This window comes from Actinoallomurus iriomotensis (assembly GCF_030269445.1).
Taxonomy (GTDB): domain Bacteria; phylum Actinomycetota; class Actinomycetes; order Streptosporangiales; family Streptosporangiaceae; genus Actinoallomurus; species Actinoallomurus iriomotensis.
Genome location: NZ_BSTJ01000003.1, coordinates 629,814 through 655,394, shown reverse-complemented (window position 1 = coordinate 655,394; position 25,581 = coordinate 629,814). Strand labels below are relative to the sequence as shown.

The window sequence follows — 25,581 nt, the reverse complement described above, 5'->3', positions numbered from 1 at the left end:
TGCCATGACGATCCGCGTGCTGATCGCCGACGACCAGGAGATGATCCGGGACGGGCTGGTCTCCCTGCTGTCCGCCGCCCCGGACGTCGAGGTCGTCGGGGAGGCGGCGAACGGCCGGGAGGCCGTCGAGCTGACCCGCAGTCTGGTGCCCGATGTCGTGGTCATGGACATCCGGATGCCGGAGATGGACGGGCTCGCGGCGACCGCTGAGATCATGCGCGACCGAGATCCGGATACCCCGGGTCCGCGGGTGCTGGTGCTGACAACGTTCGACCTCGACGAGTACGTCTACGAGGCGCTCGGCGCCGGGGCCAGCGGATTCCTGCTGAAGGACGCCCCCGCCGCGGACCTGATCACCGGCGTACGCGTGGTCGCCGCCGGCGAGGCCCTGCTCGCACCCTCGGTGACGCGGCGGGTGATCGGTGACTTCGCGCGCCGGCGCCGCCACGAACGGCCGAGGCAGGACGCGCTGGCCGGCCTTACCCCGCGCGAGGGCGACGTGCTGCGGCTGATAGCGCGTGGGCTGTCCAACGCGGAGATCGCGGGCGAGTTGTACCTGGCCGAGCAGACCGTCAAGTCGCACGTGGGTAACGTGCTCACCAAGCTCTCCCTGCGCGATCGTACCCAGGCCGTCGTCTACGCGTACGAGAACGGACTCACCGGCCGGGATCCGGTACCTGAGAGTGAGAGGAGCACCCCTCCCTGCGGGTGAGGCGCTTTCGGGCGCGGCGTCCCTAGCCTCGCGGACATGACGCAGACCATCACGGCACGCGCCAGCGACACCACGGCACGCGGCAGCGACTACGCGAGACTGTCCCGGCTGGTTCGAGAGCGTGGCTTGCTGCGCCGCAGACCCGGCTACTACACGATGAAGATGATCGTCGACGCTGTGCTGTTCGCGGGTGGGTGGACGGCGTTCGCCCTGGTAGGTAACTCGTGGTGGCAGCTCGCGGTGGCCGCGTACCTGGGGCTGATCTGGACGCACATCGCCTTCCTCGGCCACGACATCGGGCATCACCAGGTGTTCGCCAAGCGCCGTGCCACCACGGTCGGCGGGGTGGTCTGCGGCAACCTGGCGATCGGGGTGAGCCGAGGTTGGTGGGTGGACAAGCACAACCGGCACCACAGCCATCCCAACCACGTCGGCCAGGACCCGGACATCGGCGACGGCGTCATCGTCTGGACGCCGGAGCAGGCCGCGCGGCGAAGCGGCTTCGCCCGCGCGTTCGCCAGCCTGCAGGGATGGCTGTTCTTCCCGCTGCTGCTGCTCGAAGGCCTGAACCTGCACGTGTCCAGCGTCAGGGCGATGTCGCGGCGACGCTGGCCCGAGGCCGTGGCGCTGACCACGCACGGCATCGTCTACGTGGGCGCGCTGTTCTGGGTACTGCCGCCGAGCAAGGCGATCGCGTTCCTGCTCCTGCACAAGGCGGTGTGGGGGCTGTACATGGGCGCCACGTTCGCGCCGAACCACAAGGGCATGCCCATCTTCGGTGAGGACGACAAGATCGACTTCCTGCGGAGGCAGGTGCTGACGTCTCGCAACGTGCGCGGCGGGCGGCTGATCGCCTTCCTGCTCGGCGGGTTGAACTACCAGGTCGAACACCACCTGTTCCCGTCGATGCCCCGGCCCGCGCTGCGCCGCGCCCAGCCGATCGTCCGCGACTACTGCCTCGAACACGGCATCAAGTACACCGAGGCGGGATTGATCGAGTCGTACCGGATCGCGCTCAAGCACCTCGATGAGGTCGGCGCGCACTGACGGAAAGCGCCAACGACCGCCTTCGGGCCGGCCGGTTCGGGCCCACCGGCCCGAACCGGCCGCCTGCGCTTTCGCCCCCTGGCAGCGGTACGCGGCCGATCGAACCGACGCGGCCAACGGCTGGCAGCTCGCCCCCCCTCGAGACCAGGTGAGGGAGGGAACGCTCGGCTGGGATGGCCCAGCCGAGCGTCTCGCTGAGCTTCTGGCGGTCAAGCTCCTTCAGCGGGGGTTGTCGGCGCGCCAGGCGACGTAGTCGGCGACCGCCGTGGCGATGTCGAAGGTCGGTGCGAAGCCGGTGTCATGGGTCAGCCGCGTGGTGTCGAGGTAGGGGTTGTCGCCGAGGCCGCCCTGCCGTCCGGGCAGGAGCTCGAGTCGCAGGTCGGGAGTGATCGTCCGTACGGCGTCCGCGAGCTCGCGGTTGGTGAACGGCCGGCCGCGGGAGACGTTGTAGGTGTCGTGCCGGAGGGTTTCCGCGGTCGTCAGCAGGGCGATCGCGCGTCCGGCGTCGGGTGCGTAGCAGCTGTCGCCGCCGTCGTCGGCGTACAGCGGCTGTGGCTCCTCACCGCGGAGCGCGGCACTGATGTACGGCGGGATGGGGTTGAACGGTGACTCCGGGTCCATCAGCGGTCCCCAGATGCTCCCGATCCGGAGTACGACCGGCTGGACGCCGCTGCCCTGGAGACTGTGCGTGGTGAGTGGCTCGACGGCCTTCTTGAAGGCGACGATCAGGTGCGGCAGCTCCGCGGCGGGCAGCGCGAGTTCCTCGTGCCAGCGGGTCTCGGTCCGGCCGATGTAGACGCCGATGCTGCTGGCGACGGCGAATCTGCGCACGCCCCAGGTGCGGGCGGCCTCCAGCGCGTTGAGCAGGCCGGTCGTGTCCGTACGGAAGTAGCGGACCGGGTCCTGACCGGGGATGGTGCCGGCGAGGTGGACGATGTCGCTGATGGCGTGGCGCTCGCCGAGGGCGAGGAAGGCGTCCCGGTCGGTGACGTCGAGGGGTTCCACGCTGACCCGGCCGGCCAGGAACGACGGGACCTCGGTCCGGCGGTGCGCGGTGACGACGACCTCGTGTCCGAGGTCGACGAGTGCGCGGGCGGTGTGGGCGCCGATCATGCCCAGCCCTCCGGTGACGAGGATCATCGGACCACCTCGTAGCGCAGGTGGGTCACGCCGGGCGCCGGGACGGCCTCCAGCAGACGGAGTCGCACGTGCTCCGGGAGCTCGTGGAAGAAGCTGCGACCGGCGCCCAGCAGGACCGGTACCTGGTGGAGGATCACCTCGTCGAGGAGGTCCGCCTCCAGCGCGGCGGTCACCACGCCGCCGCCCATGAGGGCGACGTCCTTGTCCCCGGCGGCCTCGCGGGCCGCCGCGATCGCGGTCTCGATGTCGGTGACGAGCGTCTGCCTCTCGCTGATCTCGGGCGCGGGCCGGTGGCTGAGGACGAACAACGGCGCCGTCGGATGCGGGCCATCGCCGCCGTACTCCTCATCGGCGTCGGGGGTGCGACCACTGATGTAGCCGTCGGCCGAGACGGCGTGGGCGCTGAAAACCTTGCTCATGCTTTCCTCGCTGTTGATCACAAAGCTTGGGGAGTCGAGGGTTCAGTCTCCGACCCGGTCGTACAGGAGGCAGATCGCGCCGCTTTCGGTGACTTCGCTGGAGGTCAGCGCCCACGACGCGGACGGGCCGTCGGTGAACAGCCGGGCACCGCCGCCGACGAGTTCGGGACACAGCGTGATGCTCAGCCGGTCCACTTCTCCCGCCTGGAGGAGGCTACGGATCACACTGGCGCTGGCCAGGATGATGATGTCGCCGCCCTCCTGCTCGCGCAGCTGCTTGACCGTCGTGACCGGGTCGCTGTCGGCGATGCGCGCGTTGTCCCAGGCGGCCCCCTTTAGGGTGGTGGAGAAGACGACCTTCTCGACCGCGTTGAGCCAGCGGGAGAACTCCCGGTCTCGCGGGTCGGCGCCCTCGTCGTCGGCGACGGCGGGCCAGAACCCGGCGAAGCCCTCGTAGTTCTTGCGGCCGAGCAGGGCGGTGGTCGCCGCGCCGGTCACCGACACCATGTGGTCGCGGGACTTGGGAGTGATGGCGTGCGGCGCGATCCAGCTCATGTCGTATTCGCCGCCGGGGCCGCTCACACGGCCGTCCAGGGACAGCGTGATGTTGGCGGTGACGGTACGGCGGGCGTTGTCTCCGGTCATCGGACGGTTCCTTTCGGTTGTCGGAATCACCCGTTCAGCCTGGTGGCACCGGTGGCAGGCTGTCGTCGTCAGAGTTGGTGACATTCGGTCCGGGCTTTGGGGGGAGCGGCATGACGGGTTCGGTCGTCAGCCCGGTGCTGGTCGGGCGGAACGACGAGATCGCCGTGCTGCGCGAGGCCTACGAGCGGGCCCGGGCGGGCCACCCGGGGACGGTCCTGGTCTCCGGTGAGGCGGGCATCGGCAAGTCACGGCTGGTCGCCGCGGCGGTGCGGGAGTTGCCCGGCGATCCGCTGGTGGTGTCCGGCGGGTGCCTCGAACTCGGCTCGGAGGGCGCCCCGTATGTGCCGTTCGTCGCGGTCCTGCGCGATCTGGTGCGCCGGTTCGGGCGCGACCGGGTGGCGGCGCTGCTGCCGTCGGGCGGTGCCGCGCTCGGCGACTGGCTGCCGGATCTGGGTCCGGCGCCGGCGCGGTACGGGCCGACCCGGTTGCTGGAGGAGACGCTGACGCTGCTGGGCCGGGTGGCGGAGGTACGGCCCGTGGCCGTGGTGGTCGAGGACCTGCATTGGGCGGACGCGTCGAGCCGTGAGTTGTTCGCCTACCTGGCCCGCAATCTGACCGGCGTCGCCGTGTTGCTGGTCGGCACCGTCCGCACCGGCGAGCGGACCACCGGGCAGCCGGCCCGGCGGATGCTGGCGGAGCTGGGCCGCAGCGGCGCGGTGAGGCGCATCGCCCTCGGCCCGCTGGAGCACCGGCACGTCGCCGCGCTTCTCGCGGCCGTCGACGGGCAGCCGCCGGACCCGGCGCGCAGCGTCCGGATCCACCGGCGCAGCGGCGGGAACCCACTGTTCGTCGAGGCGCTGAGCACCGCGGACGAGGTGCCGTCGGGCGACCTGCGAACGCTCCTGCTCGCCCGGATCACCGACCTGCCGGCCCCGGCCCGCGAGGCGTTGGAAGCCATGGCGGTCGCGGGCGCCGAGCTGACCGACGACCTCGTCCACACGGTCGCCGGCGAGCCCGATCACCGGCTCCGGGACGCCCTCGACGACCTGATCGGACGGGAACTGGTCGTGGCGCGGGAGAACGGGTACGCGATCCGGCACGACCTCATCCGCGAGACGGTCTACGACGCGCTGCCGCCGACCCGGCGGCGGCGCATGCACGGCCGGTACGCCGCCGCGCTCGCCGAGCGTAGCGAGGGCGGCATGGCCCTGGCCGACCACTGGACGGCCGCGGGCGAGTTCGAGCGGGCGCTGCCCGCCGCGTGGCACGCGGCCGACCGTGCCGGGCGGCAGAACGCCTACGACGAGCAGTTCCATCTGCTGGAGCTGGTCCTGAATCAGTGGGCGAAGGTGCCGGAGCCGGTCAAGCTCATCGGCGCCGACCGTACGGTCGTGCTCGAACGAGCGGCCACGGCGGCGTTCGCCGCGGGCCGATCGGCCGCCGGCGTGACGTACGGCACGGCCGCCCTGGACGAGCTGGACCCGGCGGCCGAGCCGGAGCGAGCGGCCCGGCTGCTCGGACTGCGTGGCCGGTTGCAGAGCCGTATCGACGGCGGGGGACACGACGACCTGGAACGGGCGGTCGCCCTGGTGCCGCCCGGGTCGTCGGACGCACTGCGCGGCCGCCTGCTGTCCGCCCTGGCGTTCGCCGAGTTCATGGCGCTCGATCTCGACGCCCTCCGGCGGCACGCCACGGAGGCCCTGGACATCGCCGAGCGGCTCGGTGACGACGCCCTGCGCGCGCCCGCGCTGCTGGTGCTGGGCGCACTCCACGGCACGCTCGGCGACCCGGAGCAGGCGGGCAGTGCCTTCGCCGAGGCCCGCGGTGCCGCCGACGCGGCGGGCGACGCGTACATATTCCTGACCACCTTCCAATGGGAGTCGAGCTTTCTGTCCGACGCCGGCTGGTACGAGGAGGCGGTCGAACTCGCCCGCACCGGGCAGCGGGCCGCCGAACGGCTCGGCCAGGCCCGGTCCCGCGGCAGCATGCTCGCCGCGGCCCGCGCCATTCCCCTGGGCTTGCTGGGACGCTGGGACGAGGCCCTGCGGGTCATCGACGACGCCCTCACTCTGGTGCCACCCCCGCTGTACGCCGCGTATCTGCGCTTGGCCGCCGCGGACATCGCACAGCGGCGTGGCCAGAGCGAACGAGGCGCGACGCTGCTGCGTCAGATCACGCAGTTCGCCATGCACACCGCCGGGACGGCAGAGACGAAGTCCTGGCTGGCGCTGCTGCGCATCACGCAGGCGGTCGACCAGGACGCCTTCGACACGGCGGATCTGATCGTGGGCGAGCACCTGGCGACGGCACCGGACGCCTGGCCTCCGCACGAGACGGCGCGGCTGGCGGTGTTGGGGGCACGGGTACAGCGGGCCCGGCGAGCGGCCGCGCCGCGAAACCGGAAGGTCGCGAGCGAAACCGCGGACCGGCTCGCGAAACTCACATGCATGCTCGGCTCGGTGCGCACCACCACACCGGTGATCGACGCGTTCCGCCTCACCTTCCGGGCGCTCACAGCGGGCGGTGAACTGCCCGCCTGGGACGAGGCGGCCGCGGCCTGGCGTGACCTCGGCAACCGCTACGAGACCGCCGTGGTTCTGGTGGAGGGCGTGGCCGCGGCGCTCGCGTCCAACAACCGTCCCGGAGCCCAATCCCGGTTGCGCGAGGCACGCGTCATCGCCACCGAGCTGGGCGCCGCTCCGCTGCTGGCGCGCATCGACGACCTCGCCGCCCGCGGGCGGCTCACCGACACCGCCGACGGCGCCTGCGGCAACCCCTTCGGCCTGACCCGCCGCGAACTCGACGTGCTGCGCCTCCTGGCACATGGACGGTCGAACCAGCAGATCGCCACGGAGCTGTTCATCTCCGTCAACACCGTCGCCACCCACGTGACCAGGGTCCTCGCCAAGCTCGGTGCCGTGTCCCGTACGCAGGCCGCCGCCAAGGCCCGCGATAACGGCCTCCTGGACGACGGCGTTACGGACTTATGTGAACTGACAGGACTGGGATTCAGGGCGCGGGAGGCTGGCCAACACATGCGGACCAGCCTCATTCCGCAGTTTTGATATAACGCGTGTCAGCATCCTCCGTCGGCGAATCCGTCCCCCCAGCCGGACTGATAGTCGGCGGGTTCGCCACCGACATCGCGGTTGTAGCCGCCGCTCCTCGCGTCCGACCGTCCGCTCCTGTAGCCGCGGTGGTAATCCTCCTCGGTCGCGGGCGGTACGGGCTTCTTCGCATTGTGCGATGCCGTTACGGTCGCTGTGCCGGCGCTCTGTGCGGCGTTGGCGTGGGGCGTCACGCCGGGCGTCAGGGCCACCGATCCGAACAGGGTGGCGTCGGCGAGAGCCAGAGTGAGATTTCTCTTGCGCATGATCGTTTCCTCCTTTGGTGCCGCGCCCTTTTGGGGCGCATGGAAGCACGCCATGCAACCAGCACTATTTGGATGAGCCGACAAGTCGCCGATGTCGAGAGCGAGAGATGCGCGTACTCGGCCGGCCGCCCCGTACACAACCGACCAACGGGGGCATTCACCGACTGTCCGCCCGCCCATCTCGGTCGGCCGGGTAGACGAGGGGAAGGCCGGCGACGCCGACCAGTCCGGCCGGCCAGAGGGCCGCTGGGCGAACCCCCTCGGCGAGCCGGTAGCTGGGGATGCGGCGGTGCCATTCCTCCAGGACCGCCTTCATCTCCAGCCGGGCGAGATGAGCACCGAGGCAGAAGTGCGGCCCGATGCCGAAGGCCAGATGGGGCTGGCGGCGGTGGAAGTCGATCGTGTCGGGCTCGGCGTGTTCCGAGGGGTCTCGGTCGGCGACCGCGACGGCGACGTGGACGGCGGAACCCGCGGTGACCCGGTGGCCGCCCAACCGCACGTCCTCAACGGCCACGCGGGGGAGGGTCAGGATCGGGCCGTCGATGCGTAAGAGTTCCTCGATCGCGTCAGGGATGACCTCCGGGTCGTCGACGAGTTGCCGCCGCAGGTCCGGCCGGGTGGCCAGGATCGCGAAGGCGTTCGACAGGGCGTCGGTCACCGTGTCGAGCCCCGCGAGGACGAATTGGAAGCACATGCCGAGGAGCTCGTGCTCGGTGAGACGGTCGTCACCGGTGTCGGCGAGGAGGACTGCCAGCAGGTCGTTCCCGCCGCTCTCCGCGCGGCGCGCCGCGATGTGCTCGACCAGGTAGCCGAAGAGCTCACCGCCGGCCTTGGCGGCGGCCTCGGAGGGGGCCTCGGCCCCGAACTCGGGGGCCGAGCTGAGGATGGCGTCCTTCCAGGCGATCAGACGATCACGGTCGGCGAGCGGGAGTCCGAACATCGTCAGGAACACCTGCGCCGGCAGCGGTACGGCGATGCTCGAGACGAAGTCGCAGCGGCCCGCGTCGGCGACCTCGCCGACCAGCCGGACGGCGAGCGCTCTGATCTCGGGCTCCATCGCCCTGATCCGGCGCGGGCTGAAGTGGGGCTGGAGCAGGCGCCGATAGCGGGTGTGCTCGGGCGGGTCGAACGCGATCGGCAGCATCGGCACCGGGCTGCCCGCACTCTCGTACGCCCGCTTGGAGGAGAAGAGCTCCGGATGCCGCAGGACGTACTCGACCGTCTCGCGTGAGATGGCCGCCACCCCGGTGGTGACGCGGGTGACCGGTCCGCGCTCGCGGATCATGGCGTAGGCGGTGTCCCGGTCCTCGCTCACCGGGAGCCTCTCGATCGAAAGAGGCTGCTGGACGCCGGCTTCACCATGTTCGGTCATCGGAGGGTCCTCACTGCCGCCGAAGCCCTGGTCGGTCAAAGGTAACAAGCGGCCGATCGGCTGAGAAGTGCACTTTGTTGAGGCCGGCCGGGGGCTTTCGCCGTTATGCCCGCCGTGCTACGCGGTGTTCCGCAGAGATCCGCAAGGCTTCGCGGCATAACGGCCAGACCGAAAGTGGACATGATCAGACGTCGAATCCCAGGTCACTATCGACATGTTCGGCGACCCGACACCGGGTCCTTTCCCTCATTCGAGAGGACATCCATGCCACTGACCTGGTCTGTCCGATCGCGCATCGTCGCCGGGTGCGCGGCCGCGCTGGCGGCGACCCTGTTCGCCGCCGGTGCCGGCACACTCGCCGGCTCCACGGCCGACGCCGCCCAAGGTCGGCCGCTCTCCACCGTCACGACCTGGGCCGCGAGCGACGACAAGGCCGGCGGCAGCCTCATCGACGTTACCGTGCGCAACGTCGTGCACACCACGATCGGCGGTGGCAACCTCCGTATCCGGTTGTCGAACAACTTCGGGACCTCGGCCATCACCTTCTCCTCCGCCTACATCGGTACGCCGACGGCGTCGGACTCGGCCGCGATCGTGCCGGGCAGCAATCGCCGGATCACCTTCGGCGGGAAGACGTCGGTGACCATCCCCGCCGGTGGCGTGGTGCTCAGCGATCGGCTGCCCGGGACGGTCGCGCCGGGCGCCGATCTCTCGGTCTCGCTGGCGCTGAAGGGAACCGCGAGCGTGATCACCGCCCATAACCGGACGATGCAGTACACCTTCAAGTCCGGCACCGGTGACTGGGCGGCCGATGAGTCCGCCGACCACTTCGGCACCCAGGACGCCAACTGGTTCTTCCTCGACGCGATCACGCTCGACGCGCCGACACGTGTGGGCACCATGGCCGCACTCGGCGACTCGATCACCGACGGCGTCGGATCGACCATCAACGCCAACCATCGCTGGACCGACGAACTGGCCGCTCGGGTCGAGCGGCTCCCGGACGTGAAACAGTTCGGCATCGCGAACGAGGGCATCTCCGGCAACCGGGTCACCTCGGGTGGCGGCAGCACCGGCCTGCCCGGCCAGACCCGGCTCGTGCGCGACGTGCTCACGAAACCGGGAATCGGCTCGGTCTTCCTCTTCGAGGGGATCAACGACGTCAGCGGCGGCGTCTCCGCCGACGATCTGATCGCCGCCGACCGGCAGATCGTGGAACAGGCGCACGCCATGGGCAAGTGCGTCTTCGCCGCCACCATCACTCCGGCGAACCTCGACGACGCCGATCGGGAGGCGACCCGCAACGAGATCAACCGATACCTGCGAACCACCGGCGACTTCGACGCGGTCTTCGACTTCGACGCCGTCGTCCGCGATCGCGGCGACGCCACCCGGTTGGCCGCACCGTACGACTCCGGCGACCACATTCACCTCAGCGACGCCGGCTACCGGGCCGTCGCCGACTCGATCGACCTGCGCCGGCTGACCTGCTGAGCGGTCCGGCGGCCGCGGTGGGCACCCGCGCCCACCGCGGCCGCCGGAGAGTGGTCACACTTGGCGCGCCTCCTAGGGGGTCGGCACCGGCTCTCCGTCGCAGCCGTTGTCGATTCGTCCGGTGGTGAAGTAGGCCACCACGTCCACGGCGCATTCGGGCACGCGTGTGGCCGATACGTGGACGTCGTCGTCGACGGTGTAGACCTTGCCGCCGATGGCGGCCTGCGTCTGCAGGGTCCACTTGTAGGCGGACATGGTGTCGTAACGGTGCCCGGACAACACCAGCGAACCTCCGGTGCGGTGTACCCGGGTCTGTTGTGCGGGCAGCGGCCAGCCGGCGCATCCGGCGCCGAAGTAGAAGGCCGTCACCGGCTCACGCTCGAGGCGCTTCTGGTAGACGGCCCAGGCGGCGGAGAAGCCGAGCCGGCTCTGATCCTCATTGCAGATGGTCGCCCGGTTCATCGTCATGTTCGTCATCTCGGGTGCGCCGGGAACGGGCGGGGCCGGTTCGGCGCCGAAGATCTCTTTGACGGTGGGCGGCGCCTGGGAGCCGGTCGCGCCCCGCAGCTCGGCGAGCGCCCGGCCGGCCTGCGGCCATTCGGGTGAGGTCTTGCCTGCCAGCTGGGCGATCGAGGCGCCGTCGATGGTCGCCTTCAGGTCCGTGAACGTCTTGGGGGCGGCGTCATAGTCGTGGCGCAGCTTCAGGACCGCGGCCCGCACCTGCTGTGCGGTGGTGCCCAGCCCGTACGTCGTGTCATAGCGCGCGAGCCACGCCGCCATACGCGCGAAGTTCCGCTCCGTGGCCTCGGCGACTCCCTCGTCATGCTCGGCGAAGCTGGTGTACGGCGGCGCCGGGCTGTCCAGGAAGACGCGCCCCGTACGGCCGGGGAAGAGGCTGCGATACACCGCGCCGAGCCAGGTGCCCCAAGAGAAGCCGAGGATGTTGAGCCTGCGCTCACCGAGCGCGGCCCGCACCCGATCCAGGTCCCGGGCCACGTTCGCGGTGGTGAGCTGCCCGAGGAAGGCCGGATCGGACCGCCCGCAGGCGGTGTTGTCCGCCGCCATGGCCTCGTAGATCCGCTTGGCCGACGCCTTGGTCAGCGGTCCGGGTCCCACATGGGGAGGCGGCGCACCCTCGCAGCTGGTCTTGGTGCTGTAGTTCACCCCACGGGGATCGAAGCCGATGAGGTCGTACCGGTCGTTGAGCCGGGCGATCTCCTTGTTCCTGAGCGTCATCCTGATGGGGTCGAGATATCCGCTGCCGCCGGGCCCGCCCGGGGCCATCGCCAGCGCGCCGAGCCGGTGTCCGGGGTCCACGGCGCCCAGCCGGGTGACCGCGATACTGATCTTCCGGCCCGCCGGGCGGCGGTAGTCCAGCGGGACGCTGATCGTCCCGCACTCCAGGCGCTTCAGCTGCGCGCGGAACCGCGGTATCTGCTCGCCGGTGGCACCCAGGCCGGCGATCACCTCATCGGAATAGGCGGGGCAGGGCCTCCAGTCGACCGCCGAAACCGGCGGACTCGCCACGGCGGTGGCCGGTACGGCCATGCCCGGTGTCGTACTGCCCAGCGTCAGCACCGCGCAGGCCAGGCCAACCACGCCCCCGACTGCCGCACGTCTCATCCGAAGATCCTTTCCTCTCGGGGAACCCGAATGCCGGGCAGACTGCCAAGGAGCCGGTCACAGCGACGTCACAGGATCGGTCACCGCCTCGCCCCGCTGCTCCAAGGGCGTCGGAGCGCCTGGCAGGGCGCTCCTGACCGTTCTCCACCGGCCGCCGTTGTCTTCGCGGTCGTCCGCGCTGGGCGTCAGGCTTGCACGGTGGGCCGGACGACGATCTCGCTGACGTCGATGCCGGCGGGCTGCCCGATCGCGTAACCGATCGCGGATGCGATGGCGGAGGGCGGGATGGCGATCTCGTCGCGCTGCCGGGCGGCCGCCGCGGCTGCTTCGGGACTCGCCCCCTTGCCCACGCCCTCGGTGTTGGTGAACCCCGGTGAGACGAGGGTGACGCGCAGGTCAGGTCCCGACTCCTGTCGCAGGCCCTCGGTCAGCACCTTCACCGCCGTCTTGGTGGCCGCGTAGACGGCCTGGGGAGATTTCACGACGTACGCCGCGGTGGAGGCGACGTTGACGAACTGGCCGGAGCGCTGCCGCCGGAAGACGGGAAGTGCCGCCCCGATCCCGTTCAGCAGGCCGGTGACATGGGTCGCGACCATGGCGTCCCAGTCGTCCTGGCGCAGTTCGTCGAACGGCGACACCGCCATCGTGCCGGCGTTGGAGACCAGGACGTCGAGCCGGCCGAACCGGTCGACCGCCGTGTCCGTCAGGCGCTTGAGGTCCTCGCGGCGCGTCACGTCGATGACGGCCCCGACGGCCGTGCCGCCCCGGGCCGTGATCTGGTCCACCACCGCGTCCAGCCGGTCCTCCCGCCGGGCCCCCAGCACGAGCCGGGCTCCTTCTCCGGCGAGGTGGGTCGCGGTCGCCGCTCCGATGCCGCTGCTGGCGCCTGTGATCGCCACGACCTTGCCCTCGACACCTGACATGATCAACGTCCTTCCAGAAGGGGGTCGGTCCATGACCTACAGTGAAAGTGGGGGCGCCACCACTTACGCTGAGGCTAAGTGGGCGCGCCTCCACTTAGCAGGTTGAGGGGAGTGGCGACGACTGATGGCCGACGGTGCACAACGCCCGTTGCGCGCTGACGCACGGCGTAACAGGGACAAGATCCTCGCGGCCGCGGTGCGCGTGTTCGCCGAAGAGGGGCTGGACGCGCACCTGGAGCGCATCGCCAAAGAGGCGGGTGTGGGCAGCGCGACCCTGTACCGCAACTTCCCCACCTGTGAGGTCCTGATCGAGGCGGTCTACCGCAACGAGGTGGCCCAGCTGTGTGACGCCGTCCCCGAGCTGCTCGCGGTGAAGCCGCCCTACGAGGCCCTGCGTGCCTGGACGCGCCTCTTCCTGGACTACGTCACCGCCAAATCCGGCATGGCCGACGCTCTGCGCGCCATCGCCGCCGCGGGAAGCAACCCCTACGGCCATAGCCGGGAAATGATCCAGGCCGCCGTCACCACCCTGATGGACGCCTGCGCGGACGCCGGCACGATCCGTACCGACATCAGCGCCACCGACATGGGCGCCGCCCTCGAAGGCATCGCCCTCACCTCGGCAGGACCCGACCAGCGGGAACGGGCCGAACGCCTGCTCGACCTGACCCTGGACGGCCTGACGGCCCGCATGTGAGGGCGGCGGTCGCTTACGTCGCCTCGGCGCTGAGGGTGTGGGCCACGGATCGGTGGGCCGCGACGCGGGCGGGTACGGCGGTGAGTGCGGCTGTCGCGGGCAGGGCGGCGAGTGCCGCGCCGAGCAGCGACCATGCGGGAGGCCAGGTCGTGTTCGCGGTGCTGAAGGGCAGGCACAGGATGATGCCCAGGGGGATGCCGGCGAGGGCGCCGGGCAGGGTCGGCAGGAGCTGCGCGGCGGACAGGCCGGCGGTGATCTGGCCGGGGGTGGCGCCGAGCGTACGGGCGATGGCCATGGTGGGCCGGGCGTCCTGTGCCGTGGTCCAGGTGATGGTGACGGTGTTGATGGCGGCGAGGGCGACCAGCGCGGCGGTGACGGCCAGTATCACGTGGTGTTCCTGGGCGTCTCGCAGATGGTTCGCCATGGAAGAGCCCGGGTAACCCTTCGCGGGTTGGGCGTAGATCATCAGCAGGCCGGTGATCGTGGTCAGTGTGGCCGCGGTGTCGCAGGCGTGCAGGACGGCGCGGCCGGGCCGGCGGGCGATCAGGCGTAGCCCGAGGAGGAGTGGCGTCGGCAGCAGCGCGGACAGCCTGGTCAGGTGCGCCCGGTGCTGGGGCCGGTGGGCGGTGTCCGCGAGCGCGGCGACGGTTTCGGTGCGCAGGGCCCGTACGACAGGGCCGAGGCTCGTCAGGGCGGCCACGCCCAGGGCGACGACGGTCGTCACGGCGATGGTGGTACCGGTCGGTCCGGTGGCGGTGGTGATCAGGCCGGCGCTGGGATTGATGATGGCGGGCTGGATCAGCCGTGCCGTGATCAGCCCCAGCGCGTCGGCGAGGAGTGCCAGGGTCAGGTATTCGGTGAGCAGGACGGCGGCGATGAGGCCGGGGGTCGCGCCGACGGCCTTGAGCAGTCCGACCCGGCGGGTCTGCCTGGCGGCGCGCCCCGCGGCCAGCGTGGCCACCCCGGCGATGGCCAGGAACGCGAGCAGCCAGCTGCCGATGACCAGGATCGGCTGGCTGCCCTTGAGCATGAGGGAGTCCTGCTCGGCGATGAGCTGCCAGGCTCTGACGTTCACCCAGCGGTCCCCGATCGCGGAGGTGACGGCGGGATTGCGATGCCACGCCAGGGCCGTGCCGGGATCCCGCAGCTTCAGGTCGATGAAGGAGGTCACCGAGGTATCGGCGGCCGATTCCAGTGCCCGGGTGTCCCGTTCGTTCAGCCAGATCAGGCCGCCGCCGTCGCTCGGCCCGCCGCCCGGGCCGATCCCCGGCGCCCACGGGTAGACCGCGTGGGCCGCGGTCACGGCGATGCCCACGACCGGGAGCGAGCGGCCGGCGACGGTGACGTGGTCGCCGACGTGGACGCCCAGCGCGGTGGCGAAGCCGCGTTCGACCACGACGCCGCCGGGGCGTATCCAATGGCCCGAGGTGACCAGGGGACGGTCGACCGGGCCCGGTGTCATGTCGGCGACCTGCGCCACCGCGGCTCCCGTGGAGCCGTGCGCCGTGAGCTTCGTGTAGTACTCGCGGTACGGTCCGCTGTGCGTGAGCACCCCGGGCACGTGCTCCAAGGACGTCAAGGTTTTGATCGCGGTCCGGCCGGTGCCGGGTGCGAACGCGACCACGTCCGGCCCGGCCGTGGCCGCGCGGGTCTTCTGGTACAGCGCTTGCGTCGCGCCGTGTAGCGATCCGCCCAGGCCGAGCATGGCGGTGGCGGCGGTGATCGAGATGAGAAGGATGACCGCCTGGGTGGGATGCCGGCGTACGTCGGCCAGGACGAGGCGGAAGATGAGCAGGACGCGGCCCACGGCGATCAGTCCTCCAGCCTGATGAGGCCGTCGAGTCGTCCGGTGGTGCTGCCCGCCAGCCGGGTGTCGTCGACGAACATGCCGTCTCGCATGGAGATCAGCCGGTCCGCGGTGGCCGCGACCCGTTCGTCGTGGGTGACGATCACGAGAGTCTGTCCTGCGGCGCGTAGGTCTTCGAAGACTCGCAGGACGTCGAGTGTCGCGGTGGTGTCGAGGTTTCCGGTGGGTTCGTCGGCCAGGAGGACGTGTGGTCGGTTGGCCACGGCGCGGGCGATGGCGACTCGCTGGCGTTGGCCGCCGGACAGTTGCCAGGGCAGGTGCCGGGCGCGGTCGGCGAGGCCGAACCGTTCGAGCAGGAGGGCGGCGCGGCGTCTGGCCGCGCGTGGTGAGCCGCCGGCCAGAAGGACGGGCAGCTCCACGTTCTCCGCCGCGGACAGCTCCTCCACCAGGTGGAAGGCCTGGAAGACGAATCCGACCGCCCGGCGTCGTAGGCGGGCCAGGCCGCGTTCGCTGATGGTGTCGATGCGCCGGCCGGCCAGCCATACCTCTCCGTCGGTGGGCCGTTCCAGGCCGCCGAGCAGGTGGAGCAGGGTGGATTTCCCGCAGCCGCTGGGGCCCATCACCGCGAGCATCTGCCCCGTCGGCACGTCCAGGTCGATTCCGTCGACCGCGCGGACCAGGCTTTCGTGGTGGCCGTGTTCCTTGTACAGGTCGCGGACCCGCAGCACGTCACCGGATTCGTCCATGCGTCCTCAGATTCGGTTCTCGTCGCCGGACCAGGCGCGTTCGCAGGCGGCGAGCCAGCGCAGGTCGGCTTGTAGTCGCAACACGACGCCTTCCAGGAGCAGACCGGCGGTCGAGTCGTCGGGTTCGGCCAGCGCGGCGTGTTGCGCGTCGCGTAGGCGGCGCATGAGTTCGCGGCGTTGGGCGGCCACCAGTTCCACGGGGTCGGCGAGCCGGGCCGCGGCGGCGGTGGTGAGTTTGAGGTGGAAGTCGGCCAGGTCGGGTTTGGGCCAGCTCACCTCGGCCAGCCAGGCGGCGACCCGCTGCTGGCCGGCCGGGGTGAGGGCGTACATCTTGCGATCGGGGCGTTCGGGGAGTCCGTCCGCGCGTTCGCTGACGATCAGGCCGGCCTTTTCCAGTCGGGTCAGGGCGACGTAGACCTGGCCCGCGTTCATCGACTCGCCCAGTGGTCCGAGCGCTCGCCGTAGGCGTGTGCGCAGGTGGTAGCCGTACGACGGTTCCTTGGCGAGCATCGCCAGCAGTGCGTCCTGCACGTGCCACCCCCTAACGGCTAGCTAATAGATAGCGGGTAGCTAATTCGGCCGTCAAGTGAGCGTCGCGCCGGACTCAGGCCGTCGTACCGAGGTCGTGTCGCTCGTCAGGGGCGATCCGCTCGTTGCCATGGGCAGGAGGTCGGGTACGCGGGTGCCGTTGTCGTCGACCAGGACCGAGTGCGCCTCGCCGGCCTCGAAGGCGTGGCGTTCGCCCCACTGCCGCAGGGTGACGATCACGGGGAAGAGATCTTTGCCCGCCTCGGTGAGCGCGTACGGCCTGCGTCTGCCCGACGGCGCGTCGACCTGGGTGAGCAGGCCGTGAGCGACGAGCTTGCGGAGCCGTTCGGTGAGGATGTTGCGGGCGATCCCGGTGCGCTGCTGGAAGTCGGTGAACGATCGGGCGCCGTCCATCGCGTCGCGAATGATGAGCAGGCTCCACCGGTCGCCGACCAGATCGGCCGTGCGGGCGACCGGGCAGGTCGGGTCCGTCCACGCGGGGCTCTGCCCCTCGGCGTCGCGTGCCATCACCCCTCCAATGAGTTGCGTAATGAAACCATTCTCGCCTAGCCTCCAATCAGTTGCAAAACGAAACCAAATGGGGTGTGTCCGTGAACTGGAGGACGAGGCTGCTGCTGGCGGTCGTGTGCGGGGTCGCCGTGGCGAGCGTCTACGCCGGGCAGCCGGTGCTGGGCCCGATGGGGCGCGACCTGGGGGTTCCGGTCGACTCGCTCGGCTGGTTCGTGGCCACCGGCCAGCTCGGCTACCTGGCCGGGCTGGTGCTGCTGGTGCCGTTGGGCGACATGCTCGACCGCAGGCGCCTGATCGCCGCGCACCTCGCCCTGGTGGCCGCGGGAACGGCGATCACCGCGACCGCCCCGGTCGCCTGGGCGGCGTTCGCCGGACTGGCCGCGGCGGGCGTGTTCGCGGTGGTGGTGCAGACCACCGTCGCGTACACGGCGTCGATCTCCCCGCCCGCCGAGCGCGGGCGCAACCTCGGCATCGTGACCTCGGGCGTGGTGATCGGCATCCTCGGCGCGCGCGTCATCGCCGGAATCCTCGCGGACCTGTGGGGGTGGCGGAGCATCTACCTGGCCCTGGCGGTCCTCGCGGCCGTCCTCGCGCTGCTCACCCTCACCCTGCTGCCCGCCGACGTCCGCCGGGACACGGCACCGTACGGGCAGGTCCTTCGGTCCTTCGGCGGGCTGTTCGGCCAGCCGGTGTTCCTCAGCCGCGGGCTGATCGCGTTCTTCCTGTTCGCCTCGTTCGGCACGCTGTGGAGCGGCATGGCCCTGCCGCTGTCCGGTGCGCCGTGGCACCTCAGCGAAGCGCGGATCGGGCTCTTCGGCCTCGCCGGCCTCGCCGGAGCGCTCGGCGCCGCCCGGTCCGGACGCTGGGGCGATGCCGGGCACGCGCGCCGGGTCACCGGCATCGCACTCGCACTCCTGCTCGCCTCCTGGACCGCGATCGGACAGCTCTCGTGGTCGCTGCCGCTGCTGATCCTCGGCGTGATCCTGCTCGACTTCGCCGTTCAGGCCGTGCACGTGAGCAACCAGCACACGCTCACCGCCGCCTACCCCGAGCGCACCAGCACGACCATCGGCGCCTACATGGTCTTCTACTCCCTGGGTTCCGCCCTGGGGGCGGCCGCGACCACGGCCCTGTTCGGCGCCGCCGGCTGGCTCGGCCCCACCGTCCTGGGTGCGACGCTCGCGCTCTGCGCGCTCGTCACCTGGGCGGTCGGCGCCCGTACGGTGGGTCGCGTCGCCCGTCGAAACCGATGCAACCTCATGGAGGTTCGGCCGCATTAGACAGGTGTGCGGCATCTGACGAAAAGGCGGCGCCCATGGCGGGACCAGCACGGGACGAGCAGTACACGGCGTATGTCGCCGCGCGGCTTCCGTGGTTGCAGCGTGTCGCCTATCTGCTCTGCCAGGACTGGGATCGTGCCGATGATCTTGTGCAGGTGGCCCTGACCAGGCTGTACGTGCGATGGCACCGCGTCGGCTCGGTGGAGAACGTCGATGGCTACGCGCGGACCGTGCTCTTACGGGTCTTTCTCGCCGAACAGCGGACCGGCTGGTGGAAACGGGTCACGACGGTCCGGGAACCGCCCGAGCCGGGCCCGGACATCGCCGACCGCGACCGCGATCTGGACCTGCGTACGGCGCTGCGGGAGCTGGCCCCGCGGCAGCGCGCGGCAGTGGTGTTGCGCTTCTACTGCGACCTGTCGGTCGAACAGACGGCCGAGGTTCTGGACTGCTCCCCGGGAACCGTCAAAAGCCAGACCTCGCGGGGACTGGCGGCGCTGCGCCGAGCACTCGTGCCGACCGTGAGCATCGAGGAGGGAACGGCCCGATGACCGATGAGATCACCGATCTCAAGCGCAGGTTGGCGCGGATCGCGGACACTCCCCGCCAACGCCCGCAGATCGCCATCCCTCCACTCGCTGCTCGTGGCCGCCGGAAGCTGCGCGCGCGGCGCGCCTGTGCCGTGGCGGGATCGGCCGTGGCGGTAGGTCTGGTCGTGACGCTGGCGGCCACCGGCCTGCCAAGAATCGGCGCCCGATCCGGACGGCCCGCCTCCCCGCCGTCGCGGCCGGCTACCGGGACCTATCCCAACCCGCTCGTGCGGCGTGCCATCTTCGGGTGGCTGCCGAAGGGTTATGTGACCGCAACTGTCATGGAGGATCACCAGAACGGTCAACACACTTTCGAGGCGATGGCCGGCCTCGACGGCGGCCGCGGAGGGATCATCGACCTGACCGACTTCGGCGCCGGGCCCGAGCCGATCCTCGGCCATCTTTCCGGCGGCAGGCCGGCGCGGCCCCTGCCCGCAACGCCCGTGAACGGAAGGCCGGCCCACTGGATCGCCCAGCCGGGTGACAAAGACGGTGGCAGGCTGCGCTGGCAGTACGGACCTCACCGCTGGGCCGAGATCTCCGTGCTGGGGTCCGCCGACGACACCGGCACCATTCACCGAATCGCCAAGTCGATCATGTTCGGCGCCGCTCAACCGGTCGCCTTTCCTTTTCGCATCAGAGGGCTACCGGATGGGCTTACGATCTATCGATCCACGGCCGGCCCGGGTTTGGGCCGCGGGACCGGCGAATCCGCCGGAGTGAGCTTCGGCGCCGGGGCGTATTCACCGAACAATGGATTGGAGATTTCGGTGAATCCGGCCGGGCTCATGAAGCGGCAACTCGCCACAGATCCCGGCCGCAGGATCACCGTCGGCGGCCACCGCGCCGTCGATCGGCGGACCACATCGGGCGGAGTGGCCAGACACACCCTGATCGTCCTCGACGTCAACGGGTTCGACGTCACGGTCCAGGCCTCCGGCCGGACGCTGCAGCGGCTCCAGACCACCGGAGGGGTCACCGGCCTCTACCAGCGGATCACCGTGCTCGGCACCGCCCCGTCCAGGTGGACCACCACACCTTTCGCCTGACGGTGCCCTGAGAGTCCGGGCCTCTCACGGTAACGGAGCCCACCGTGGGGACGATCTTCGCGGGAGAGGCGCCTGCGGAGCCTTTTCCGCGTACCCGTTAAGGCGAGATGGTTCATGATCAGCCGCTTCGAAGGCGACAAACGCCCGCACATTCGTCGTACTGCCGCGTTCCTGCTTCTGGCACTGCTTTCGGCCGGTGGGATCCCTTGGCTCAGGGCGCAGTACGGAGCGGGGGGCCTTGAGTACGGCCTCGTCGTGCTGGTGCTCTTCTTCGCCTACGGCGCCGTGCTCTACGGCCGGATCGCGGTCTCCCCCTTCTGGATCGCGGTCGACGAGACGGGGGTGATGGTCGCGGCGGCCGGCCGGAGCACCACGTTGAGGTGGGATCAGGTCGACTCCATGGGCATCGAGCTCAAGCCCGGGCCGGTGCACCGCCCGGTGCCCGTCCTCACCGCGACGCCCGCGTCGGGACACACCGTGCCCACCCGGCGGTGGGGGTACCCGCGATGGTCCGAGCAGCTCGACGCGATCGTGCTCTTCGAGCTGGAGGAGCTCAAAGGAGCCGCTGACCGGCTGGTGGCCGCCTGCGAGGGGTACGCCGGCGAACGCTGGCGGTACGACCTCCCGGAGACCGGTGGCTGAACGCGCTCCCGGTCAGATGGCCTGGGGGAAGTCGAAGAACCGGTGCGGGTCGTAGGCCTTCTTGACCGCTCGCAGCCGGGGGTGGTTGCCCGCGTGGTACGCCGCCGCCCAGTCGTCGAGCCCGGGGTCGGGGAAGTTGGGGTAGACGCGCCCCGACCCGTCGGCGTGGGCGGTCGTCCAGGAACGATCGACCCACGGGTCGGCCGCGTCGGCGACGTGTTCGAGCAGGAAGCGCTCGCTGCGATGGGCGAACGCGGTGGCGTCCTCGGCGACTCGGTTGTACGCCCCGCCCATCGCGGTGAACGTGAGCCGCCGTCGGCCCCTGCGCCCCGGGCCGTCGAGCCCGGACAGGAGCGACGCGAGGGTACGACCGGACATCGCGCGCGAGAAGAACTCCGATCGTATTCGTACGGCTCGTTCGTCCGGCGGCCCGGCGAAGGTGTCCTTCAGACGGTGAAAGGACAGGCCGGTGCGCAACGCGATCGTGGGGCGCACGCCCACCCGGTCGGCGAACTCCCGCAGCAGGTCCCGGGTCGCTCCCGCACCGAGGGTGGAGGCGCCGAAGAGGGTGGCCTGGACGGGCGTGCCGGGATCGGACGTCAGGGTGAGATCGACGGTGAGCCCGTCCGGGGCGTCCGGGGCCCAGGCCTGCCAGGCCGATGCCAATTCCTCGACGGCGAAGTCCGGCCAGTGCGCCTCGACACGGGTGGTGATCGGCTCGGGGACGGTGTCGAAGCGCAGTGACGTGACCACCCCGAACTGGCCGCCGCCCGCCCCGCGCAGGCCCCAGAACAAGTCCGGTTCGCGGTCGTGGTCGCAGTCCACGACGCGGCCGTTCGAGAGCACGACCCAGGCGCCCACGAGGCGATCACAGGTCAGCCCGTGCTCACGCCCGAGCAGACCGATTCCGCCGCCGAGGGTGAGGCCGGCGATGCCGACGGTGGGACCGCACCCGGCCGGCAGGGTCCGGCCGTGGGCGTGCAGCGCCGCGTACACCTGGCCCAGACGGGCGCCGGCTCCGACCGTGGCGACCCCGTCATCCGCCACGGAGACGCCGTCGAGGCCGGACATGTCGAGCACGATCCCGTCCGTCGACGATCGGCCCGCGAAGCAGTGCCCGCCACCACGAGGGGCGATGCGGTCCCCAGCGCCGGCCGCGTACGTCACGGCGCCGACGACGTCCGAGACCGAGCGGCACAGCACCACGAGCCGGGGGCGTACGTCCCGGAAAGCCGGGTTCACCGGGCGGCGGATCGTCTCATAGCCCGCTGAGCCGGGGCCGAAGACTTCCCCGTCGAGTGAATCGCCGAACCCGGCCAGATCGTGCACGAGTCCGAAGCTAGGCGCGGCCCGCCGACTCCGTCTTGAACGAATCGCGCGGACCACGGGTGGCGAGAAAGGGCCGATACGAGGCGGAGTGCTCATGGCCGCAGGCACACCGGTCGATGTCGCCGCCGAGGAGCCGGCTCGGGGTGAGGCCGGTCAGCCGGAGGCATTCGCGGGTGAGATGTGCCTGGTCGGCGTATCCCACGTCGGCCGCCAGCCCGGCGATGCCGTCCGCGCCGCGCCGGCCCGAGGCGGCGGCACCCGCCTGAGCCAGCGCGAGGAAGCCCTGGAACCGCAACGTCCGTTGGAGGACCTTGGGACTCACCCCGACCGCCCGCAGGCAGCGGCGGCGCAGCTGGCTCGCGGAGAGTCCGAGGCGGGCGGCCAGGGTGTCGATGCCGACGGGGTGCCAGGGCATCAGCGCCCGCACGGCCTCGCCCACCAGCGGATCCACGCGTACCCCGCTCCGGAACTCCCGTACGAGGTGGGCCTGCAGGATCATGAGCGCCCGCTCGGGCGTCGCGGCCCGGGCCATCGCCTCGCCGAGGCGGTCCGCCGAGCTACCCCGCGACTCCGCCAGGCCCAGGCGCTGGTCCACCAGGTCGTCGAGCGTCGTCGGAAGGGGCGGTGCGGTCCCCGGGCGGAACCGCACCCCCACGATGGTGGTGCGCGCCGGGATGACCTCGATCTGCGGACCGGTCAGCGGCCCGACCAACTGGAGACGGCCACCGATCGGGAAGTGGATCTCGACCCCGCCGGTGGGCAGGTGCCGTTGCACGTACGCCGCCTCACCGGTGTGCTGGATCCAGATCGTCCGCACCACGCCCGCCAGTTCCGGCAACGGCGGCCGCTCAACGTACCTCTGCGGGGCCGGCGTCACGGCTCCTCCGGCGTGCCGGGGATGAGCAGCCCCCGGTTGAACGCCTCGGCGACCGCCGCGGCGCGGTCGTTGACGCCGAGCTTGGCGTAGATGTTCAGCAGGTGGGTCTTGACGGTGGCCTCGCTGATCAGCAGCTTGGCCGCCGCGTCGCGGTTGGTGGTGCCGGCCGCGACCAGTTCCAGGATCTCCAGTTCTCGCCGGCTGAGCGGCTTGGTCTCGGGCTCGCGGACCCGGCTCATCAGCCGGGTCGCCACCGACGGCGAGAGCACCGCCTGGCCGTCGGCCGCCGCGCGTACCGCGCGGAGCAGTTCGTCGCGGGGAGCGTCCTTGAGCAGGTAGCCGGTGGCGCCCGCCTCGATCGCCGGCAGGACGTAGCTGTCGGTGTCGTAGGTGGTGAGTACGAGCACGCGCGCGGTGACGCCCCGCCGGGCCAGCTCGGTGATGGCGGTCAGGCCGTCCATCCCGGGCATCCGCAGGTCCATCAGGATCACGTCGGGGTCGAGGGCCTGGGCGAGCCGGATCGCCTCGGCCCCGTCGCCGGCCTCGCCGAGCACCTCGAATCCCGGGTCGCGGGTGAACATGCCGCTCAACCCGTCCCTGACCACGGGATGGTCATCCGCGATCAGCAGCCTGATCGGTGCGCCGGTCATGCGCCGGCCCCCGCGGGCGCGGCCGGGATGCAGGCCGAGACGGCGGTGCCGGCGCCGGGTTCCGACTCGACCTGGAGTGTCCCGGCCAGGCTCTCGATCCGCTGCCGCATCGCGACCAGGCCGAACCCGCCCGCGTCCGGACGCCGTGGGCCGTCGTCTCCCGTGTCCGCCGGGCCGTCGCCGGACCGGTCCGGCGCGAAGCCTCTGCCGTCGTCTCGTACGTCCAACGCGACCTCGTTCTCCAGGTAGGAAAGTGTGAGCCCGACCTTGGTCGCCCCGGCGTGCTTGGCGACGTTCGCCAGCGCCTCCTGCGCGGTACGCAGCAGGGCGACGTCGGCCTCCGGCGGCATCGGCCGCGCCGTGCCGGTCGTGGTGACCTGGATCGGGATGCCGTGCAGCGCCGACCAGCGCTCGCCGACACCGGCCAGTGCCTCACCCAGCCGTGCCGCCTCCAGCGCTTCGGGCCGCAGCGCGTGCACCGACCGCCGCGCCTCGGACAGGCTCTCCCTCGCCAGCCGGGTCGCCGCCCGCAGGTGCCGCCGCCACAGTGCCTGGTCGTCGGCGGTCTGCTCGGCCGCCTGCAACTGGGTGACGATCCCGGTGAGCCCCTGGGCCAGCGTGTCGTGGATCTCGCGGGCCATCCGCTGCCGCTCGTCGGAGACCCCGGCCTCCCTCGCCTGGGCCAGCAACTGCTGCTGCAGCCCGGCGTTCTCGGCCATGCTCGCCTCGAGCCTGCGGTTCGCCTCCCTCGCCTCCGCGAGGGCCCGCTCACGCAGTTCGTCGTACTCCTCGGCCTTCCGGCCGAGCCAGGCCACGGCGCAGAAGGGACCGACGTTCACGGCGACGACGACCAGGTAGGCGAGTACGCCGTAGACGTCCGTCTTGGCTACCGGGGACGCCTGCGCGGTGCCCGCCACGATCGCCACCCCGCTGATGGCGGCCAGCTCTGACGGCCAGGGCAGGAGCCGGTAGGAGTAGACGTAGCCGGCGGGCGTGAACAGCCCGAACCAGGGATCCCTGATCACCAGGATCGCCATCAGCCCGATCAGCACGGCCAGGAACAGCCCCATCACCCGCGGGCGCTCCCGCCAGGCCGGATGCAGTGTGAACATCCACAGCATCCACGCCGCCGTCAGCGCGCACAGCGCGAGGTTGATGGCGAAGGGCTCACCGCCGGACCGTTCGCTCGGGATCCTGACACAGGTCACGGCGGCCAGCAGCACGTAGGGCATGAGGGTCATCGGTGAAAGCAGCCGCCGGGTCCAGTGATCCTGCCGGGTACGCGGCGTCGGATCGCTCATCTGCATCCTTCCCGCTACGAACTACTCCCAGCGGAACAATTTAGCGGCGGCCAGCCCCAGCACCAGCGCGTACGCCGCCATGACCAGCAGTTGCCACCCGTTGGGCCAGTGTCCCGCGGAGGCCCGCAGCAGTGCCTGGACCGCCGCGCCGAGCGGAGTGCCGTGGCTGATGGAGCGCAGCGGGCCGGGCATCTGGGCGATGGGGATCCACAGGCCGGCGAAGAACATCATCGGGAAGAACAGGAGCGTGCCGACCGCCTGGGCGGTCCGCCCGCTCCCGGCCGTCGCGGCGACGAACAGGCCGACCGCCTGCAGATCGGCGGCGGCGAAGAGTACGCCGATGACGAACCCCGCCGGTTGCTTCGGCAGGGCCACGCCGTACGCCACCCTCGCCACCACGAGGAGGGCGATCACCGTGACCATGGTGACGGCGACGTTGACCACGAGCTGGGCGGTGAGCAGCCGGGCCGGGCCCACCGGCGTCGTCCGCAGGCGGCGCAGGACGCCTTTCTCCCGGTAGCCGGCCAGCACCGTCGGCAGCGAGCTGAGCGCCAGGAGCGCGATCGAGAACGCGATCAGAACGGGCACGTAGATCTCGAGTTTGGTGGCGCCGCCGAAATCCCGCTGCGGCTCCTTGAAGGAGGGGATGCTGCCGAAGACGACGAGCAGCACCAGCGGGAGTCCGACGCCCCAGATGGGCCCGACCCGCTCGCGGATGAAGAGCCTCAGCTCGGTGACGGCGAGCCGCCCGAGCCCGGAACGCGACCCGGTCGCCCGCGGCGCCGCGGTGGTGGTGACGGACATGG

Annotated in this window: 25 protein-coding genes; 9 read left to right on the top strand and 16 right to left on the bottom strand. The window is 71.1% G+C overall.

What is annotated here, in order from left to right; genetic code table 11:
* Positions 1-4 precede the first annotated feature (4 nt).
* Positions 5-712 carry a response regulator gene (locus QSK37_RS15975; RefSeq protein WP_285621260.1) on the top strand — a complete coding sequence of 236 codons (708 nt, stop codon included), beginning with the start codon at positions 5-7 and terminating at the stop codon, positions 710-712.
* 36 nt (positions 713-748) lie between these two features.
* A complete protein-coding gene (locus tag QSK37_RS15970; protein ID WP_285621258.1) occupies positions 749-1,759 on the top strand; it encodes a fatty acid desaturase family protein in 1,011 nt (336 codons plus the stop codon).
* A 219-nt stretch (positions 1,760-1,978) separates the two neighbouring features.
* Here the strand turns inward: QSK37_RS15970 and QSK37_RS15965 are convergent, their stop codons facing one another.
* Genes QSK37_RS15965 through QSK37_RS15955 form a run of 3 tightly spaced genes read right to left on the bottom strand, consistent with a single transcriptional unit; the run spans position 1,979 to position 3,963 of the window.
* Complete coding sequence (locus tag QSK37_RS15965) at positions 1,979-2,899, bottom strand: NAD-dependent epimerase/dehydratase family protein (RefSeq protein WP_285621255.1); 921 nt, start codon at positions 2,897-2,899, stop codon at positions 1,979-1,981.
* Positions 2,896-3,318: a dihydrofolate reductase family protein gene (locus QSK37_RS15960; RefSeq protein WP_285621254.1), complete on the bottom strand. Its 423-nt coding sequence runs from the start codon at positions 3,316-3,318 to the stop codon at positions 2,896-2,898. Before QSK37_RS15960 ends, QSK37_RS15965 begins: the two co-directional genes overlap by 4 nt.
* A 42-nt stretch (positions 3,319-3,360) precedes the next feature.
* A complete protein-coding gene (locus QSK37_RS15955; RefSeq protein WP_285621251.1) occupies positions 3,361-3,963 on the bottom strand; it encodes a dihydrofolate reductase family protein in 603 nt (200 codons plus the stop codon).
* A 110-nt stretch (positions 3,964-4,073) separates the two neighbouring features.
* Between QSK37_RS15955 and QSK37_RS15950 the strand changes: the two genes are divergently transcribed.
* Entirely contained in the window at positions 4,074-7,028 is a 2,955-nt protein-coding gene (locus QSK37_RS15950) for an ATP-binding protein (RefSeq protein WP_285621248.1), read from the top strand.
* An 11-nt stretch (positions 7,029-7,039) separates the two neighbouring features.
* Here the strand turns inward: QSK37_RS15950 and QSK37_RS15945 are convergent, their stop codons facing one another.
* Both QSK37_RS15945 and QSK37_RS15940 read right to left on the bottom strand, forming a co-directional pair.
* Positions 7,040-7,336, bottom strand: a complete 297-nt coding sequence (locus QSK37_RS15945; RefSeq protein ID WP_285621246.1) for a hypothetical protein — start codon at positions 7,334-7,336, stop codon at positions 7,040-7,042.
* Positions 7,337-7,493: 157 nt separating this feature from the next.
* Positions 7,494-8,708, bottom strand: coding sequence for a cytochrome P450 (locus QSK37_RS15940; protein ID WP_285621243.1), 1,215 nt, complete (start codon positions 8,706-8,708; stop codon positions 7,494-7,496).
* Positions 8,709-8,972: 264 nt separating this feature from the next.
* On the opposite strand from QSK37_RS15940, the gene QSK37_RS15935 reads away from it, so the two are divergent.
* Positions 8,973-10,202 (top strand): GDSL-type esterase/lipase family protein, encoded by a 1,230-nt coding sequence (locus tag QSK37_RS15935; protein ID WP_285621241.1) that lies wholly within the window; start codon positions 8,973-8,975, stop codon positions 10,200-10,202.
* Positions 10,203-10,274: 72 nt separating this feature from the next.
* Here the strand turns inward: QSK37_RS15935 and QSK37_RS15930 are convergent, their stop codons facing one another.
* Both QSK37_RS15930 and QSK37_RS15925 read right to left on the bottom strand, forming a co-directional pair.
* Complete coding sequence (locus QSK37_RS15930; protein ID WP_285621239.1) at positions 10,275-11,825, bottom strand: alpha/beta fold hydrolase; 1,551 nt, start codon at positions 11,823-11,825, stop codon at positions 10,275-10,277.
* A gap of 185 nt (positions 11,826-12,010) precedes the next feature.
* Complete coding sequence (locus QSK37_RS15925) at positions 12,011-12,748, bottom strand: SDR family oxidoreductase (protein ID WP_285621236.1); 738 nt, start codon at positions 12,746-12,748, stop codon at positions 12,011-12,013.
* Between the two features lie 124 nt (positions 12,749-12,872).
* On the opposite strand from QSK37_RS15925, the gene QSK37_RS15920 reads away from it, so the two are divergent.
* Positions 12,873-13,445 carry a TetR/AcrR family transcriptional regulator gene (locus QSK37_RS15920; protein WP_285621233.1) on the top strand — a complete coding sequence of 191 codons (573 nt, stop codon included), beginning with the start codon at positions 12,873-12,875 and terminating at the stop codon, positions 13,443-13,445.
* Between the two features lie 13 nt (positions 13,446-13,458).
* On the opposite strand, the gene QSK37_RS15915 is transcribed toward QSK37_RS15920, so the two are convergent.
* From QSK37_RS15915 to QSK37_RS15900, 4 genes are read right to left on the bottom strand one after another with little or no spacing between them, the layout of a single operon-like run.
* Positions 13,459-15,252, bottom strand: a complete 1,794-nt coding sequence (locus tag QSK37_RS15915; protein ID WP_285621231.1) for an FtsX-like permease family protein — start codon at positions 15,250-15,252, stop codon at positions 13,459-13,461.
* A 5-nt stretch (positions 15,253-15,257) separates the two neighbouring features.
* Positions 15,258-15,998, bottom strand: coding sequence for an ABC transporter ATP-binding protein (locus tag QSK37_RS15910; protein ID WP_285621229.1), 741 nt, complete (start codon positions 15,996-15,998; stop codon positions 15,258-15,260).
* Positions 15,999-16,004: 6 nt separating this feature from the next.
* The gene (locus QSK37_RS15905; RefSeq protein ID WP_285621226.1) at positions 16,005-16,529 is read right to left on the bottom strand and encodes a PadR family transcriptional regulator; all 525 of its coding nucleotides are present in this window, start codon (positions 16,527-16,529) and stop codon (positions 16,005-16,007) included.
* Positions 16,530-16,580: 51 nt separating this feature from the next.
* On the bottom strand, positions 16,581-17,054 hold the full coding sequence (locus QSK37_RS15900) for a winged helix-turn-helix transcriptional regulator (RefSeq protein WP_285621223.1): 474 nt from the start codon (positions 17,052-17,054) through the stop codon (positions 16,581-16,583).
* Positions 17,055-17,137: 83 nt separating this feature from the next.
* On the opposite strand from QSK37_RS15900, the gene QSK37_RS15895 reads away from it, so the two are divergent.
* The 4 genes from QSK37_RS15895 (at position 17,138) to QSK37_RS15880 (ending at position 20,618) form a co-directional block, all read left to right on the top strand.
* Positions 17,138-18,337, top strand: coding sequence for an MFS transporter (locus QSK37_RS15895; RefSeq protein ID WP_285621220.1), 1,200 nt, complete (start codon positions 17,138-17,140; stop codon positions 18,335-18,337).
* Between the two features lie 35 nt (positions 18,338-18,372).
* Positions 18,373-18,888, top strand: a complete 516-nt coding sequence (locus QSK37_RS15890; RefSeq protein ID WP_285621216.1) for a SigE family RNA polymerase sigma factor — start codon at positions 18,373-18,375, stop codon at positions 18,886-18,888.
* Complete coding sequence (locus QSK37_RS15885; RefSeq protein ID WP_285621214.1) at positions 18,885-19,976, top strand: hypothetical protein; 1,092 nt, start codon at positions 18,885-18,887, stop codon at positions 19,974-19,976. The genes QSK37_RS15890 and QSK37_RS15885 overlap by 4 nt, the downstream gene beginning before the upstream one ends.
* A gap of 114 nt (positions 19,977-20,090) precedes the next feature.
* A complete protein-coding gene (locus QSK37_RS15880; protein ID WP_285621213.1) occupies positions 20,091-20,618 on the top strand; it encodes a hypothetical protein in 528 nt (175 codons plus the stop codon).
* Positions 20,619-20,630: 12 nt separating this feature from the next.
* On the opposite strand, the gene QSK37_RS15875 is transcribed toward QSK37_RS15880, so the two are convergent.
* The 5 genes from QSK37_RS15875 to QSK37_RS15855 are packed head-to-tail and all read right to left on the bottom strand — an operon-like array spanning position 20,631 to position 25,579.
* On the bottom strand, positions 20,631-21,947 hold the full coding sequence (locus QSK37_RS15875) for an FAD-binding oxidoreductase (protein WP_285621212.1): 1,317 nt from the start codon (positions 21,945-21,947) through the stop codon (positions 20,631-20,633).
* A gap of 10 nt (positions 21,948-21,957) precedes the next feature.
* Positions 21,958-22,824, bottom strand: a complete 867-nt coding sequence (locus QSK37_RS15870) for a helix-turn-helix domain-containing protein (protein ID WP_285621209.1) — start codon at positions 22,822-22,824, stop codon at positions 21,958-21,960.
* Entirely contained in the window at positions 22,821-23,474 is a 654-nt protein-coding gene (locus QSK37_RS15865) for a response regulator transcription factor (RefSeq protein WP_285621207.1), read from the bottom strand. The genes QSK37_RS15870 and QSK37_RS15865 overlap by 4 nt, the downstream gene beginning before the upstream one ends.
* Complete coding sequence (locus tag QSK37_RS15860) at positions 23,471-24,775, bottom strand: sensor histidine kinase (protein WP_285621205.1); 1,305 nt, start codon at positions 24,773-24,775, stop codon at positions 23,471-23,473. The genes QSK37_RS15865 and QSK37_RS15860 overlap by 4 nt, the downstream gene beginning before the upstream one ends.
* A 21-nt stretch (positions 24,776-24,796) precedes the next feature.
* Positions 24,797-25,579: an ABC transporter permease gene (locus QSK37_RS15855; protein WP_285621202.1), complete on the bottom strand. Its 783-nt coding sequence runs from the start codon at positions 25,577-25,579 to the stop codon at positions 24,797-24,799.
* Between the last annotated feature and the right edge of the window lie 2 nt (positions 25,580-25,581).